Source organism: Streptomyces sp. NBC_00012, assembly GCF_045040875.1.
GTDB lineage: Bacteria > Actinomycetota > Actinomycetes > Streptomycetales > Streptomycetaceae > Streptomyces.
Genome location: NZ_CP108311.1, coordinates 47,462 through 62,400 on the forward strand (window position 1 = coordinate 47,462; position 14,939 = coordinate 62,400).

General features: G+C 66.3%; 15 protein-coding genes. 2 read left to right on the top strand and 13 right to left on the bottom strand.

Annotated features, from left to right (window positions below):
• Positions 1–16: 16 nt before the first annotated feature.
• From OHA19_RS44600 to OHA19_RS44630, 7 genes are all read right to left on the bottom strand, one after another.
• Positions 17–652: a hypothetical protein gene (locus OHA19_RS44600; protein ID WP_331734438.1), complete on the bottom strand. Its 636-nt coding sequence runs from the start codon at positions 650–652 to the stop codon at positions 17–19.
• Between the two features lie 10 nt (positions 653–662).
• Positions 663–2,024: an MFS transporter gene (locus OHA19_RS44605; RefSeq protein WP_331734440.1), complete on the bottom strand. Its 1,362-nt coding sequence runs from the start codon at positions 2,022–2,024 to the stop codon at positions 663–665.
• Positions 2,021–3,166, bottom strand: coding sequence for a hypothetical protein (locus OHA19_RS44610; RefSeq protein WP_331734442.1), 1,146 nt, complete (start codon positions 3,164–3,166; stop codon positions 2,021–2,023). Before OHA19_RS44610 ends, OHA19_RS44605 begins: the two co-directional genes overlap by 4 nt.
• Before the next feature lie 72 nt (positions 3,167–3,238).
• Positions 3,239–3,517 carry a hypothetical protein gene (locus OHA19_RS44615; protein ID WP_331734444.1) on the bottom strand — a complete coding sequence of 93 codons (279 nt, stop codon included), beginning with the start codon at positions 3,515–3,517 and terminating at the stop codon, positions 3,239–3,241.
• 11 nt (positions 3,518–3,528) lie between these two features.
• Positions 3,529–4,758: a hypothetical protein gene (locus OHA19_RS44620; protein WP_331734446.1), complete on the bottom strand. Its 1,230-nt coding sequence runs from the start codon at positions 4,756–4,758 to the stop codon at positions 3,529–3,531.
• Positions 4,759–4,862: 104 nt separating this feature from the next.
• The gene (locus OHA19_RS44625) at positions 4,863–5,147 is read right to left on the bottom strand and encodes a hypothetical protein (protein WP_331734449.1); all 285 of its coding nucleotides are present in this window, start codon (positions 5,145–5,147) and stop codon (positions 4,863–4,865) included.
• Positions 5,148–5,201: 54 nt separating this feature from the next.
• Positions 5,202–5,504, bottom strand: a complete 303-nt coding sequence (locus OHA19_RS44630; RefSeq protein WP_331734796.1) for a hypothetical protein — start codon at positions 5,502–5,504, stop codon at positions 5,202–5,204.
• A gap of 256 nt (positions 5,505–5,760) precedes the next feature.
• Here OHA19_RS44630 and OHA19_RS44635 point away from each other — a divergent pair, with 256 nt between their 5' ends.
• The gene (locus tag OHA19_RS44635) at positions 5,761–6,735 is read left to right on the top strand and encodes a LuxR C-terminal-related transcriptional regulator (RefSeq protein ID WP_331734452.1); all 975 of its coding nucleotides are present in this window, start codon (positions 5,761–5,763) and stop codon (positions 6,733–6,735) included.
• A 477-nt stretch (positions 6,736–7,212) separates the two neighbouring features.
• Here OHA19_RS44635 and OHA19_RS44640 read toward each other — a convergent pair whose 3' ends face one another.
• The 4 genes from OHA19_RS44640 to OHA19_RS44655 form a co-directional block, all read right to left on the bottom strand.
• Positions 7,213–8,292, bottom strand: a complete 1,080-nt coding sequence (locus tag OHA19_RS44640; RefSeq protein WP_331734454.1) for a response regulator — start codon at positions 8,290–8,292, stop codon at positions 7,213–7,215.
• A complete protein-coding gene (locus OHA19_RS44645) occupies positions 8,285–8,524 on the bottom strand; it encodes a hypothetical protein (protein ID WP_405723004.1) in 240 nt (79 codons plus the stop codon). Before OHA19_RS44645 ends, OHA19_RS44640 begins: the two co-directional genes overlap by 8 nt.
• 541 nt (positions 8,525–9,065) lie before the next feature.
• Positions 9,066–9,431 carry a hypothetical protein gene (locus OHA19_RS44650; protein ID WP_331734460.1) on the bottom strand — a complete coding sequence of 122 codons (366 nt, stop codon included), beginning with the start codon at positions 9,429–9,431 and terminating at the stop codon, positions 9,066–9,068.
• A complete protein-coding gene (locus OHA19_RS44655) occupies positions 9,428–11,557 on the bottom strand; it encodes a hypothetical protein (protein ID WP_331734462.1) in 2,130 nt (709 codons plus the stop codon). The genes OHA19_RS44650 and OHA19_RS44655 overlap by 4 nt, the downstream gene beginning before the upstream one ends.
• Positions 11,558–12,593: 1,036 nt before the next feature.
• On the opposite strand from OHA19_RS44655, the gene OHA19_RS44660 reads away from it, so the two are divergent.
• Positions 12,594–13,238 carry a hypothetical protein gene (locus OHA19_RS44660; RefSeq protein ID WP_405723008.1) on the top strand — a complete coding sequence of 215 codons (645 nt, stop codon included), beginning with the start codon at positions 12,594–12,596 and terminating at the stop codon, positions 13,236–13,238.
• A 7-nt stretch (positions 13,239–13,245) separates the two neighbouring features.
• Here OHA19_RS44660 and OHA19_RS44665 read toward each other — a convergent pair whose 3' ends face one another.
• A complete protein-coding gene (locus tag OHA19_RS44665) occupies positions 13,246–13,779 on the bottom strand; it encodes a GNAT family N-acetyltransferase (RefSeq protein WP_331734467.1) in 534 nt (177 codons plus the stop codon).
• A 38-nt stretch (positions 13,780–13,817) separates the two neighbouring features.
• Positions 13,818–14,588 (bottom strand): GntR family transcriptional regulator, encoded by a 771-nt coding sequence (locus OHA19_RS44670; protein ID WP_331734468.1) that lies wholly within the window; start codon positions 14,586–14,588, stop codon positions 13,818–13,820.
• Between the last annotated feature and the right edge of the window lie 351 nt (positions 14,589–14,939).

Below are 14,939 nucleotides of genomic sequence, written 5' to 3' on the forward strand. Positions count from 1 at the left end.
CGAGCTCCTATCCATTTCAGGCGGCCTTACCCTTCGGGATGAGACTGACGTAACGCTTCTCCCCGTCGATGTCCATCTGGAATCTGGAGGGATAACGGCGCATTTCCATGAGGGTCACATGCTGGACTTTTAGCATGAACTCGTACGCCTGTCGCGGGATTGGGTATTCGTTGACCCGGACCACTGGGAAGTTCTCGAGCGGCTCGCTGCGGTCGATGTTCACCACATCGTTCGCGATGTTGTAGTGGGGATTGTCTGCCGACAGGTACCAGACCGGCTCGTCCCGGGTGGTGATGTTCTCCAGACCGTCGAAGGTGTGCGCCACACCTCGGTCGATGTGCACCAGTACCGTGGGGTCGGGGCGGAGCTCCAGGGTTACCTTGCGGTGAAGCGTGGGAGACCCCTCCCGGCAGTCAACGAAGTGACCGGTCACCTTCTTGTCCGGGTTGCCGAAGAAAGTGAGCCTGTCGACCTGTGCCACATGAATTCCGTACTGCGTGTACGAGAATGTCGGGCTGTGGGTAACGACATCCGAAATTCCAGGACCATCGCTCGCGACTACGGAGTAGAACTGACGGTCCGGTGAGGAAGTGTACAGGTTTCTCTCCAACCTGAGACCGGATATCTCGGTTTCCTGGATAACTTCACCCACGACTTCGCTCCTATTCTTGGGTCTGCGTTTCTTGTGTGCCCGATGCTTTTCCGGGGTGCAGCGGTGTTGAGCCCAGGTTCTGCCGGTCCTGCCGGTCGAAGGTGGACCAGAGCGCGGCGGTGAGGAGCAGCAAGGCACCGAAGACGAGGTAGACGGGTTTCCCGCCGAACCGGTCGAAGAGGAATCCAGTGACGAGAATTGCCGCGGCGCTGACGGTGCGGATGACGGCGTCCAGGAGCCCGTGCCAGGTGCCGAGTACCGCGGCTGGCGCGCGGAGTTGGACGAGGAGGCCGGCGGACCTGAGGTACACGGTGAAACCGAGGCCGAACAGGATGAGTCCGGCGGCGAGAATCACGGGCGCCTGCCCGAGCAGTGCCACGGTCAAGGTGCCAGCGCCAGCGAGGGCGGTGGCCCAGCGAAGGCTGGTGTAGATGCCTTCCGGACCGGCTTTGGCGACGACGAGGCCGCCGACGACGGCGCCGATGGTCGAGAAGGCCAGGAAGGCGCCGGCCTGGGCTGGCGGCATGTCCAGCGTCTCCCGCATCAAGGACAGGAGGGAGAGAATGACCGTGGAGAGCGCGAGGACTGTCAGAGCGTGAAAGATCAGGAAGCGTCGCCAGGCCGGGCTGGCGACAAGTGCCCTGGCTACGGTGCGGCGGGACGGAAAGTCCGTCGGGGACGGATCCAGTTCGGCTTCGGTGTCCGTCCCGGCAGGCTCGTCCCGCCGCATGGATCCGTGGCGCCGGACCACGACGGCGATGAAGGCGGCGAACACGGCCAGGGCGAGCAACTGGAGGCTCGCGGCGACGAGCAGTGCTCGCGAGCCCGGAAGGAGTGCGATGACCAGGCCTGCCACGACCGGCGAAAGGAGCTCGCTTGCCGAACGGACCGTTCCTCCGATGCCCTGCACCCTGACCAGGGTCTGGGCGTCGAGAATTCTTGGCAGGAGCACGACCAGCGCCATTTCCCCGACGTGATGGACGAGGTCGACTGTTGCCGCCGCCACGACGATCGCCCATAGATGAGACGAGAGAAACGTTGAGCCGATCCCGATGAGAACGAAGACGCCGATCTTGATGAGGTAGGACGTGACCAGGACGGCCTTCGGGTTGCCCCGGTCGAGGAGCGGGCCGGCCGCGATGGATGCGACGACTTCCACGCCGTATCCCACGCAGTAGACCAGGCCCACCGTGCTCACCAGGCCGGAGAGGTCCAGTGCCAGGTTGGCGAACGCGATGTCGTAGATGCCTTCACTCATGGAGCGGGCCATGACGAGCACGGCGAACACCACGAGAAGTAAGGCCAGCCACCGCGATGTGGTGCCCAGCGCGGTAGGTTCGGTGCCCTTCTGCTGCTTGGTCGTTGTTGTCACTGGTAGGCCAACTCCCGGACGACATCGTCAGCGAGGACGGCACCTGGCGCGTCGAAGGTGGGAAGCGGGGCGTCGGCGGGGACGGGAACGAACAGTTCGGGCGTCCGTGCGTTCGCGCCGTGGACGTCGTACTCGACGCGGTAGTGGAGCGTTCCACTGCCGCGGGCCCGCATGAGCACACCCGGTTCGATCGTCAGGACGACCCGCGGGTCGCGCGGGAAGGGGATGACCTGTGTGGCGCCGAAACTCGGTGAGTCCGCGCGGCGGTCGATGAGGTGCAGTTCCATTTCAGGATTGTCGTACAGCAGCGGTGACAGTTTCAGCGTGAGATTGGGATGGACGCTGAAATGCTGTGGCCAGGCCGCGGGAATGTCGTAAACCATGGTGTCCGCCAGTCCGTTGTCGACGTTGGAACCGACTCCGTAGGAGTCGTCGCGGATGGACTGGTAGGAACCGATCGCGGCTACGACCGTGGCAAGTTCCGAATCAGGCAGCATGGCCGGCCGGTGGCTGGCCAGATCCCGGTCGATGAAGTAGCGGTGCAGTTCGCCGTCGATCTCAGCGGCGGCAACGACGCCCTGTTCCGTCGCACCGCCGCGCCAACTGCGGGAGACCGCCTTGGAGACCAGGAACTGGGCCGGCATGGGCAGCTCGACCGTGTTGGCAATGGTCTCGGGACGTGCGTGGCGCATGGCGTCGACGGAGTAGGTGGCGTTGTCGTCGAACGGGGACCACTGGGAGGACGGATCTTCGGGGGCGTGGATCGAGTAGTCGTTGCGGGTGGTTACGCTGCCGAGCTTTTCGAACCAGTGCGCGTAGCCAGGGGGGATGGCCAGTACGCAGGCCCCGTCGGCAGGAACGTCGATCTCCAGCTTGCGGTCGTACTCCGGCGAATTCACCCGGCAGTCGTACATGTGCACGGTGACGGGTTCGGCACCCGCCGGGCCGTAGAAGGAGAGCCGGTCGTACTGCCCGAGGTGCACGGCGTACTCCTCGTACGCGAAGTGCGGGCTGTGGACCATGTAGTGGTACGGCCGGTTGTTACGGGAGGACCTGATGTGCCGCGCGCCCGGAAGGCCGGAACTGATGCCCGTCGTACGGGTCTTGGTCATGATCAGGTGCGGCTTGGGCAGAGCGGACATGCGGTGCTTCCCTTCTCTATGCGTGGGGCGGGTGCGCCGGTCATGGCGCACCCGCCCCTCACGACTGCAGGGTCAGATGGTGGTGACGACGACGCCGTCCGGAAGGGCGGTCTTGAACTCCTCCAGGTCGGCGAAGGCACGGGAGGTGATCTGCTCCTCCGTGTCGGCGTCGATCATCGGCGCGGCGATCTTCCCGAGGATGCTGCGGAAGTACTCCGGGGTCTCGAAGTAGGGCTCGAGCGCCGAGCTCAGGCTGGCCAGGGCGGCACGGGCGGCGGGGTCCGTGACATCACCGGACATGGCGGCGAGCTCGTTCTTCCACGCGGTGGTCTCGGCAGTGGTGATGGACATGGTGTTTCCTTTCATCGGGTGAGTGAAATTGCCTTGGCTTCCATGCGCGCCAGCGCATGGAGCGTGGGTCCGGGCAGGTAGCGGTCGCTGTCCTGCTCGGCCCTGCTGGGGCCGGCTTCGGCCGGGGTCGCTGTCGTGACGTCGCGGCCCAGAGGGTGCTCCAGAACCCAGGGGTCCAGGTCCAGGAGTTCCATCTCGGTGCGGAGCCAGACACGGCCACTGCCTGTCAGCCGATACCAGGTTCCGGGGGGGATACGGACCCCGATGGTGGGGTCTCCCAGGGGGATCACGGAGTGTTCGCCATCCGCGGTCACCACCTCGATCTGTGCGTCCGTGCTGCCCGCCAGCCAGGTGAGCCGGCGGCGGGAGTACGTGTGCTGGATGAACCGGCCGTCCTGGCCTTCAAGCCGCACTTCGAGGACATCGGAGGTGCAGCTGTCCGTGGAGGGCACAACGGTGAACGACTCGGGACCTGTCAGCACGAAGTTGTTGCGGGTGATCAGGTCGTGGTCGTCGGCTTGTGTCTCGGCCGCCCGCCACGAGGGCCTGATGGTCGCATAGGTGGTACTGCCGCCGATGGAGACGCGGTACCGGGCTCCGTAGGCGCCACGGACCTGGGAGTTGGTCTGCTGGGACATCCTGGAGAGCAGCAGGTGGGCGGCGACCGGAAGCTCGTGCCGGTTGGTGCGTACTACGGGGGCCGTTCGGGAGGTACGCAGGAAGGAGATCAGGTCGTTGTCCGGTTCCCAGTCCGGGTTCTGGTCGGCGTACCAGACCGGTTCGTCCCGGGTGACCACTCCGCCAAGGCCGTCGAGGGTGTGGGCGACGCCCTTCGGGATGATGAGGACCCGGTAGGGCGAGACGGCCATCTCGATGGTGATCTCGTCGCCGAGCTGGGGTGAGTCCTCGCGGCAGTCGATCAGGTGGACGATGATGCGCTGGCCCTCGCCGAAGAAGGTGAGCCGGTCGTCCTGGCCGATGTGGATGCCGTAGGCGGAGTAGGCGAAGTCCTTCTCATGGGTGACGTAGTCGGTGATACCCGGGCCGTTCGAGATCCGGGTCACCCGCACCACGCCGTTGGTGCCGTCGCTCTCGCTCACATTGGTGGCTTCGAGGCGGGCCCCCGGAAGGGTGAACTCCATGGTGGTGGCGTCATCGGGTACCTGGAAGGTCCCGATGTGACGGCGGGTGGTGGTGCGGTCGAGCGCTGCGCGCGGCCCTGGATCAGTGGTTTCGAACATGGTGATTCCTCTCCGTTGCCTTTCGTAGTGGTAGCCGGGGCGCAGGCCGCCCGGTGAAAGTGGTGGGGCCCGGTACGCCGAGCGCGGAGCAGGACGCCTCGGCGTTACAGGAAGTTGTGTCCGTTGCTGTCTGCGTGGCCGGACAGGTGCCACGCGTAGAGCCGGGGTGTGCGTTCGACCGCCCGGATACACGCTGCACGAGCGGTGAGCAGGGCCTCGGCTTCACAGTTGGCAAGGATGAAGAGAACCAGATCGATCTGGCCGGGATCGGCGCGTGCCCACAGGTGCTCGATCCGGTCCGTTGGGGCGAAGTGGGCGGTGAGAAGTTCCTTGAAGTCGTTCGGTGCCTCGGGCGTTCCGCGGAAGCCGACCAGACGTAAAGTGATCATGTACATGGCAACCTCAGGTGGAGGGCCACCGCCGGCTCCCGCCAGGGATGGGCGTCAGATCCCCACGCGGGCGTCGGTGATGTGCGGGTTGGCCCAACCGAAGCCGTCACCGGCAACCGCCTGCGGGCTTGTCGAGCCGTTGTCGTCGGTCACCTCGGGAGTCACCCAACCAAAGCCGTCGTCATTGACTGCCTGCGGGCCTGCCGCACTGCCGGCAAACTTGGAACCTCCCCAGCCGAAGCCGTCATCGGCCGTCACCCGGCGGGTGTCCGGCCCCTCGTGAGCCGCGATGCCGGAGGTTCCGACAGCGGCAACGAGAGCGGCGGACGTGAGAAGCATTGCGACGATGCGGGACATAGCGGGCTCCACCTTCAGGTATCAGATCGTTTGCTACTCGTTCTCGCTTTGCCCCTGTCTGGGGGGTGTTGCGTTCGATGGGTTAAGACTGTCCGACCAGGGCTGCCATGTCACTGGTTCAGAACCGGCGCCAACGTGCCTGGCACCTTGGCGCCACATCAGCCACCGTTGACGCAGGTTGGCTCCAATCTCGCTTGATCACACCCTGACCGTGCGAAATTCTTGTCCGGCCGAGGGTCGAACCAGGGGAGACCACATGCTGGAACTACTGGGGCTGTCATCCAACGCAGAGGCCGTGTACCGGGCAGCGCTCCAGCACCCGGACCACGGCGTTGCGGCCTTGGCCGTGGAGACCGGCCTTCCGGAGAAGGCGATACGCGAGGCATTCGACCAACTGGCAGCGCTCGCCCTTCTCAAGCCGTCCGACCAACGCCAAGGAATGCTCCGTGCGGTCAGCCCGGACGTCGGCCTGGCCACCCTGCTGGCCGTCGCGGAAGCCGAACTGGCGACACGTCAGGCCCAAGTGGAGACGACGCGCGCGGAGATCACGGCCATCGCCGCCGAGCACCTCGGCGCGCGCGGATTCGACAACGTCGCCAGACTCGAAGGCATCGACACGGTCCGCGCCCGACTCGAAGAGCTGCAACGAACCACCGAGATCGAATGCCTGTCCCTCAACCCCGGCGGGGCCCACCGCCCGGACGCGCGCAACGCCGCGACACCGCTCAACGAAGAGGCGCTGCTACGTGGTGTCACCATTCGGGCCGTATGCCGTGACAGTTTCCGCAACGACCCTGACACCCTCGCCTACGCGCGGTGGCTCATCGAGCGCGGTGGCCAAATGCGCACCGTGCCGACGGTGCCCATTCAGATGGTCATCGTTGACCGTCGTGTCGCGATCATCCCCCTGGACCCGGCGGACCCGCGTACGGGTGCTCTTGAGATCCACAGCCCCGGCATCATGACTGCCCTCTGCGCCCTATTCGAGCAATGCTGGGCGACGGGCACGGCCTACGGGGAGCAACCGCCTTCCGATGCCAACGGGTGTACGCCCACCGAGCGCGCTCTCCTGGAAATCATCGCCGCCGGAGACACCGACGAGTCAGCTGCGCGCAAGCTCGGTGTCTCTCTGCGCACTGTCCGTCGCATGATGTCGCACTTGATGGACAGGCTGGACGCGGCCAGCAGATTCCAGGCAGGTGTGAACGCCTCGAGGCGCCGATGGCTGTAACGGGGCGCCGTGGGCGCGGGAGGTAAGCGGGCGTTCAGAAACCGTCGGCCTGTGCAGCCCAGCAACAAGACCAGCTACTTCCGGGCTTGTCCCGACGCTACCCATCCCACGCTCGCAGGTGGCGCAGCGCCGTCAAACGGTCGAGATTCAAAGGCACCGGCCCGGCTGTCGGTACCTCGACCCGCTTGAGCGCCGAGTGCTCGGAGCGCAACACGCTCATGTATGGCTTCCCCTCTGGTTCCACAGGTCAGGGCTGCAACGCGGGTCTGTTGCACGCGAATGTTGCACCGCGTGCTGCACGCCCTGCGCGTGGCCTGAACAGGCGGGCTGCCGCAGGGCTCTGTGATCCACACCCCGGAAGAGAACAGGGCCGGCTGTTGGACCCGATATGGTCGGCCAGTTCCTCGTCGGGGAAGCCTGGCGAGGAGTGCCCTGCGCCTCGGGACGGTTCGGTGGAGTCCCGTCATTCTGCAGGGGTCACTGCTGGGCGCGGCGCTCCAGGTAGATGGAGGTGAACACGGCGACTTTGGCGCGCAGGGCCCAGGGGTCGAAGGGTTTGCTGATGTAGTCGACGGCGCCGGCGGCGCATCCGCGGGCGGAGTGCTCGGAGTCCACGCCCATCGCGGTGAGGAAGATGATGGGGACGTCGCGGTTTCGGGGGCGGCGCTTGATGTGTGCGCACGTTTCGTAGCCGTCCATCTCCGGCATCTGTACGTCCATGATGATGACCGCGAAGTCTTCGTGGTCGAGCAGCGCTTTGAGTGCTTCGCGTCCGGAGGAGACGGTGACGAGCTCTTGGTCGAGGGATGCCAGTACTGCGGTCATCGCGAGGAGGTTGCCCGGCTGGTCGTCGACGATGAGGATCTTGGGCATGTCCTGAGGTGCGGTGGCGGGCAGCGGGGCCGGGGACTTCTCGACGGCGTCCAGCTGGCGTTCGAGGAGATTGCAGCGGTCCTCGGCCGCAACCCGCAGCGCTTGTGCCTCTCGGAGTTCCGCGCTCAGCTGCTGCACGTCGAGCTGCAGCGCGTCGCGTTCCTGCAGGAGGCCGGAGATGTCGGGGTGGGCCGCGGCGAGCTCGTCGGCCCGTTTCCGTTCGGCAATCCGGTCGGCCTCCAGCTGGCTGAGGCGTACCTCCAGGTCCGCGATGCGGTGCGTACGGTCCAGCAGAGCATCGCCCAGGACGTCACCGCGGACGCTCGATCGCCGGGATGCCCGGTCGGCGTCGGCCAGTTGCTGCTCCAGGATCTCCATCGCGTGTTTGGGAGAGGCCCCGGCGTCGACGGCCGACCCGTGCAGCCTGCGTACGAGCTCGATGGCCTCGGTGGTGACTGCGGCGCCTCGATGCTCGGCGAGATCCGTGAAGAGGTCGGTGATCACCTGCCACGGGGGTAAGCGGGTGCCGTTCAGGTAGCGCGAGAACGTCCCCGGATCACGCTGGCGCCGGGCCGCGTACCGGCGCACGGACACGTCCATCCCCTCGAACAGGTCTCGCAGGGCTTGGGCGAGGGCGCGGGAGGCATCCGTGAGGTCGTCTCCCAGCGGGCGCAGCTCACCCATTTCCCTCTCCCTCCCCGGCGCCCGCCTGCTCGTGCTGCCGGTTCTGGCTGCCTTCGGCGTCGATGAGGCGGTTGAAGAAGGGAACCGCCAGTCCTGCGACGCCAAGACCCGTCAGCAGGCTGTGCGGCGTTCCCTCACCCGCAAGTGCGGTCAGGGTGCCCGCTGTCGCGCCGGCGAGTAATGCGAGCAGGAACACCAAGGCCGTTCTCAGCGACAGCAGCGGCTGATCCACCCGGATCTCCATTCATCAACCCACCGCAGGGATGGGAGCTTGTCACCCGTCCAGCGGATTGCGGAAGGGGAATCACAGGATGGAGGACGCCGGAGCTGTTGCAGTCCGGATCAGTGGACAGGCTGCAACGCGGGTTCTTGTTGCCACCACCCAAAGTCACCTGACCATGGACGTTATGGCTGATCAGAGTGGTGGCAGCCCAACTCGATGCTGGACCGTTGCACTGCAACGCTGCTGGATTTTGGCAACGCACGTTCGTGTTGCGCAACGGACGCCGCCACCTTGTTGGGCGACGCGATCTGCCTCCAGAGGAACGTGCTTGGCTTGGAGAAGCCCGTATCCGACTGCTCCGACACCGCTGTGAAACGACATCGCCCCCTGACCAGCAGTCATGGCCACTCGACACTGCAGCGAGCGTGTCACCGCCCAGTGCAAAAGCGTCACCTGGGGATTGCGCCTGAGAGCCTGAAACCTGACAACCACGGTGGCGGAACAGACGCCGAAGGATCCCCCAGAGGGGGCCGCACCCTTCGGCATCACCTCAACGAGCCGTCTCGTACCGGTCGGTCGGCTCGGCCGTAAACGTGCCGTCGTAGAGCTGCACGTCAGTGAACTCGAAGCGCTCCTGCCTGTCTCCAACCGGCCATACGATGACCGCCCCGGCCGTCCGCGTGCTGGCCAGCTGTATCGGGCTGCCGTCTTCTGTCAACGTGCCAAGCAGGGAGGCGACCAGCGTGCCGATCGCGGTTCCCAGGCCCATCGGCTCGCGCCCGTCGCGCCGCACCATCGTGGCGGCCCGCGGCCTCTTCTTCGCCTTCTGGCCGGTGCCGTTCATCCGTGCCGCTTCTCTCGCGGCCCGCAGCGCGACCCGGGCCAGGTCGACCCCGGACACCTCGCCGCCGCTCATGCCTGCCCCCAAGTGGTGTGCCCGAGGACCAGGTGGTGCGTGCCTGCCAGGCGCTGCGCTTCGTCGACCAGCTGGTTGCTGAACAGTCGCCTCGCGGACGTCTCGCCGTATCGGTCGGCGTGGTCGAACACCACCTGGTGGTCCTTCATTGCCCGCACTCGCCAGTTGCGGACCTGCTCGCGGGTCAGGTTCTCGAGAACCAGCTCCTGGTCGTCATCGACGTCAGCGGGCTCCGGTTCGGGAGCGGCTACGACGGCGACCGGACGGGGTGCGGGAAGCACGACCGGGTCCACCGGCGCGGCCGGGACATCGTCGGCCAGTTGCGCGGCCGCGGCTTCGGCGCGGGCCTGGGCTGTGGCGGTCTGCCGGGCGCGGTGCTGCTCCCGCTCGTGCTCGCGGGCCCAGGCCCTGGCGGTCACGTTCTGGTGCAGCTGCTGCTCGGTTGCCAGGCGGCGCTCGGCCTCGGAAGCCTTGGGCATTGCGGCGTCGATGGCGGCCGCGACCGCACGACGCTGGTCGCGGCGGTCGTCCTGCTTCTCCGTGCAGCGCGGGCAGTCCTGTCCGGAGCCGAGCAGCACACGGTCGTCGCACCGTACGTCGCCGCACTGCTGACGCTGGGGCAGGGCCAGGCCGATCAGCCAGCCCACCGGGTCCGTGATCGGACGGCCCAGCCGCATCTGGTTCTCCAGGTGCCGGGCGAGCCGGGCGGCGAGGATCTGCGGCGCGTCCGCGCGGCCGGCGAACCCGACCACCTTGCCCAGCTCGCTGCGGGCGGCGGCCTCCACCAGGCGGCGGGCCGCTGGACGCTCCAGCCGTGCCCACACCAGGTCGACCGGGGCCAGAACGGTCCGCAGATCCTCCGGTGGCAGAGGCACCCTCCCCCGCTGCTGCCTGCCTCGACCGGCACCGGGCACCGGCCCGCGGTGGGGCTTCTTGCTGCTGATCGACGGGGACTTCTTCTGCTGTTCCCCGCGCAGCGGGCCACCGTCCTCGCGCACGCACACGCGGTCCGGCAGATCACCGGACCCACCACGGCCTTCGCCGGAACAGCCACCAGAGAGCGAGAGAGGAGAGACGGGAGTAACCAGGTGAGGGTGGTCAGTGTGAAGGGCTGCCGCAAAGTCGGGCTCTGCAACATCCGCCTTATCCGTCACAGGCACCCAGCTGACCTGCGGGTCTTCTCTCGGGGCCGGGTCCTCACTTTGCACTGCCGTAACGTCGGGCTCTGAAAACACAGGGCCCGGGGCCTGCGAACGGTCCTCCCGGACAGCGCCGGCACCGGCACGGTTGTGTGAGGCAGCGACCGCCGGGATCATCAGCCGCGTCCGGTTCGCGAGCCCGGATGCCGTCCGCAGACGCACCCGACGCACCAGGTCCCGCTCCTCCAACCGCTTCAGCACTCGCTCCGCCGCTCCCACCGAGCAGCCCAGCAGTCGGGCCAGCGTCGCCGCCGGCCGGCCGCGCTTCGTGTCCACTGTGCCGCCGCACAGCCGCACCCGGCCCGTCTCCCGCGCCTTTAGCACCAGCAGGAGCAGCGCCAGCCGGTCCGTCGCCGCACCACGGCCCGTGCGCGTACCGAGCAGCCCGGCCGGAGTCACCCGGCCATCCCGGTGCGCCCAGCCCGGCGCCATCACAGCCTCCATCAGCCGGAGCAGCGTCGCGAGCTCCTTCTTCTCCAGGTTCAGCGCATGCCCGACCACGTCCTGCGCCGCCCCCAGGGGCAGCACCTTGCACCGGAGCCCGGCAGGCTGGTCGAACTCACCCTCCAGCGTCTCGACAGAGACCAGGCCGGACCGCCGCAGGGCAGGAACGACCTCCGAGGCCGTGCGCGACTTGGACAGCCCGATCCACCGGCCCAGCTCACGCGTGCGGATCTCGACCTCACCGGACTCCGACGGCGTCCTCGACGCCAGCACGATCACTGCCAGCCGCACCGGGTCCGGCACACCGTCCAGACCATCCGTGTCCAGCAACGCGCGCACCGCACCCTTCAGCCGAGCGCGGGCATCCTCACCCAACGCCAGCGGAGGCCCGGCCTTACGCCTCGGACCCGGCCCGGCCTGCGCCGGAACGGAGTCGTCGAAGAAGTCCTCGAACAGGGAGTCCAGGGCGGTCGGCGCCGCCACGGCACTCACCGGGCCGCCCGGAAGGGTGCGCGGAGATCAGGGTTCGGTGTCATGGCGGCACTGTGGCCGACGCGGGGGTTAGCCCCGCAAGCCCATGCTCGGCTGCCTTTCGGCGTGCCTACGGGCTCGCGCTGCAGACCGGGGTGGCTGGGGGTGCAGATGTGCGTCACACATGCCCCAAGTGCGAAACCGGCGGCAAACGTGACACCGAAGGCGCAGAAAGATCCCGACGAGACGGATCGATGAGAGCCTTTCGACTGGTCGACGCCTTCCAGTTGAGTAGCGGATTGTCGGTGCATCGGACGCGAATCTTGTGTCACATGGGACACCACGGGCCCGCAAACTTGGATCAATCGGGCACCGGGAGGCTGGCGAAAGGTGAATCGGTGGTGCAAAATGGCAACCGCATCCCTCGTCGAGAGTGGGTACAACGAAGCCCCTTTTGGCGCTTCGGGTTCTGGAGAACCAAGAGTTGAACCGTTCGAAGCCGGCTGGCACCGGGTCGAACAGCTCCTTCGGTACGGCCCTGGCAGGCCGGAACCGGAGATTAGATGGGGTACTGAGCCGAGGTGAGTGGCATCACCGCGAGGTCGGGCCCCGGGCGGCTAGAGGTTCTGCGAGGCAGGCGCCGCCCTCAAGTTCACGTCATCTCGCCCCCGCAAGGGGTGAGATGTATCCGTGCCCGGACCAGCACGGCATCATGGAAAAGGCACCCGCCTGCTGGAGCGACGTGCAGGTCATCGCTACTACGGCAGTGGGTGCCTTGTGTGTCTGACAGAGGGTACGGGTATCCTGAGTCATGTCGAGACCTTCCCAGATGGTCTGCGGCCGTGCCCCGGAGTGCAGCCTCGCGGGGCTTAGCTATGTCTGTATTGATCTTATCCACAGACACACTACTCTCCGCACATAATGTAACGACACCCTGGTACCAACCGTGTCGCTCTTCCCCTGTGCGTTCTTGACGCATCGCCAGATCGAAGACACCCCGCCGCCCCTTCGATGTAGCCCGGGAGTCCAGACCGGCATGATGAGCGGCATGCACGCCACGCTGACCGATCCCCTGGACGTTGAGACCTTTGCCAAGGCGGCGCAGCAGCACCGCTTCGCCACAGCGATGGAACGGATCGCTGCCAGCCGGGCACCTGACGCTCCCGTGCGCATCTACATCAGCGCAGCGCCCAGGACGATGAACAGCCCTAAGTGGGCCAGCTGGCTTACACAGATCACTGAGCAACTGCCGGATGGCGTCGAAATCCTCCACTACCGCAGCGTCTTCACCGCCGACCGCCCGTACAACTGGGACAGCGTCGTCGGAGGAATCGACGGTCTCGTCGTCGTGGGCAAGCAGAAGAGGCCCGGTAGCCGCGTCTATCTCCTCGGCCCCATCGCCCGACTTGAATTGCGCTCGCTCATCGCGCGAAAGCCCGTATTCCTCTACGGACACAACCTCGGACTCATCCCGGTCATTGACTGCCGGAGCCAGGTCCTCGCCCCAGAAGACGCGCCGCGGCTGAAGCTCATCGCGCCGAAGAGGTGGCAGCGGGACACCCTGACGCTCAAGGCCGCGCTCAACGCAGTCAACCCGGCCAGTGCCGAAGTCGAGCAGGCAGCGCGCGTGTCGGCGCCAGGTCACCTTGCTCATCCGTTTGCTGCACCTCCTCGATGTGGTAGCACGCGCTGAACAGACGTCAGCGTGCGCTCTTCGGTGCGTTCTTCATTGCCACATTCCCGTCAGCCAGCGGCGACTCCGGGTGGCGTACAACGGATGCCGGGCGTTGCCCTAGCCAACCTGACAGACGGTGTGACGGTGCCTCGGTGCGTACATGCCGGAAGCCCTCGAAGAGGTAGAACTCCTGGAGCTTAGTGTTGCTGCGCCAGCAGTCCAGACGAATCCAGTCCTTGCCCTGCCGCCTTGCCTGCCCAGCTACCCAGTCCAAGAGCCGGCCGCCCAGGTGCGAGCCTTTGGACGACCTAGCGGTGATGAGCTTTGCGACGTACAGCGCGTTCTGAGGGTGGTCGTTCTCCTGCCAGAAGTCCATGTCAGGCGAGGCGAGCGTAACTGTGGCGAGCACGGCCTGGTTATTGCCGACGACGGCCCAAGTGCGTCCGGCCTCAATGTCGGCCATCCACTTGGCCAGCGCAGGACCACGAGTTCGAGGGTTGCGCCACTGGTCGACGCCAGCCTGGGCGAGCCAGTGCTCGGCCTCGATACGGAGGTCCATGAGGGCGTCCGCATCAGTAGGTGTTGCTCGACGCAGTTTCACTTGTCAATCCCCAGCTCGTAGATGATCCGATTGCGGTCGCCGGGGGCGATCGTCACCATCACGCGAACCGGCGAGCCGTCGGCGCCGTACCCGATGCGCGCATGCTGGCACACAGGTGTCCCGGGCAAGTGCTGCAGTTCAAGCCGCTCGATCTCAATGCTCGAAGGCATCCGGATGTCCAGCTCATCCCGGATTCGGTGCTGGGGGTTGCCAGTGGCAGCGAGGATGCCGCCTTGCATGGTCACATCCCGCTCTTCCATGAGCGGCGTGCCCTCTGCGATGTGTACAGGGAACCACGAGTCCGCGAGCTGGCAGCGCTCACCGTCGACGAGGCGGAGCCGTCGGCGAACGACCACGAGCGTGCCAATCTCCAAGGCCAGCCATTCGGCAACGCTCCTCGGCGCGGGCTCGACCGACACCTGCGGAACGCTCTGCTCAGGTTCCCGCCCCTGCGCTCGAACCTGAGCCTTCCAATCGTCCGTGTTGGTGACTGGATCGTCGGCGCGTTCCCCGCGTTCATATTCGCCAGGGTTCCAAAGCAGCGGGTCATAGACGCGAACGAACGCTCCCAGCCCCTGCCTTGCGACAACGTGGCCGGACTCCTTGAGCTGGGTGATCGCCCGGTAGACGACCAACTCGCTGGCACCGAATTCGGCCGCGATGTTCCGCGTGCTGGGCAGCTTGTCACCCGGCAGTAGATCACCAGTGGCGATCCGATCGCGGAACTCCTCCGCAATCGACTTGGCCGTAGCTGGTTTCGAGGTCATGGCGGAACCCTAGCGCAGCTTCCGATAGGAAGTAATGGGTGGGGTCGCCTGGCGAGTCCGAGGTCGACCCCAACGAACTTCCTATCGGAAGTAGTTGACGGGGTGTCGTGAGAGCTCTACTGTCGGTTCCAGCTTCCGATAGGAAGTGGCAACGGCTCTTTACTGTCGAGACGTTGATGGTGTGTCACGTCTGTTTCTCAGGCGGGGCATGCCAGCACTGAGTACCGCACCACCGCAGGAGCCCTTGCCCTGAAGAGGGGGAGGGTCGGGGTCGATAGCACGACCAAATCCCCCGGATCGGTCACCAGGCCGAGCGCTCCCGTGCACATCGCATCGCTGATGCGTTGTCCC

Coding starts and splice junctions, on each gene's coding strand:
- OHA19_RS44610 (WP_331734442.1), bottom strand. CDS start 3,166: ATGTCCGCTCTGCCCAAGCCGCACCTGATCATGACCAAGACCCGTACG.
- OHA19_RS44615 (WP_331734444.1), bottom strand. CDS start 3,517: ATGTCCATCACCACTGCCGAGACCACCGCGTGGAAGAACGAGCTCGCC.
- OHA19_RS44620 (WP_331734446.1), bottom strand. CDS start 4,758: ATGTTCGAAACCACTGATCCAGGGCCGCGCGCAGCGCTCGACCGCACC.
- OHA19_RS44625 (WP_331734449.1), bottom strand. CDS start 5,147: ATGATCACTTTACGTCTGGTCGGCTTCCGCGGAACGCCCGAGGCACCG.
- OHA19_RS44630 (WP_331734796.1), bottom strand. CDS start 5,504: ATGTCCCGCATCGTCGCAATGCTTCTCACGTCCGCCGCTCTCGTTGCC.
- OHA19_RS44635 (WP_331734452.1), top strand. CDS start 5,761: ATGCTGGAACTACTGGGGCTGTCATCCAACGCAGAGGCCGTGTACCGG.
- OHA19_RS44640 (WP_331734454.1), bottom strand. CDS start 8,292: ATGGGTGAGCTGCGCCCGCTGGGAGACGACCTCACGGATGCCTCCCGC.
- OHA19_RS44650 (WP_331734460.1), bottom strand. CDS start 9,431: ATGAGCGGCGGCGAGGTGTCCGGGGTCGACCTGGCCCGGGTCGCGCTG.
- OHA19_RS44660 (WP_405723008.1), top strand. CDS start 12,594: ATGCACGCCACGCTGACCGATCCCCTGGACGTTGAGACCTTTGCCAAG.
- OHA19_RS44665 (WP_331734467.1), bottom strand. CDS start 13,779: ATGGACCTCCGTATCGAGGCCGAGCACTGGCTCGCCCAGGCTGGCGTC.
- OHA19_RS44670 (WP_331734468.1), bottom strand. CDS start 14,588: ATGACCTCGAAACCAGCTACGGCCAAGTCGATTGCGGAGGAGTTCCGC.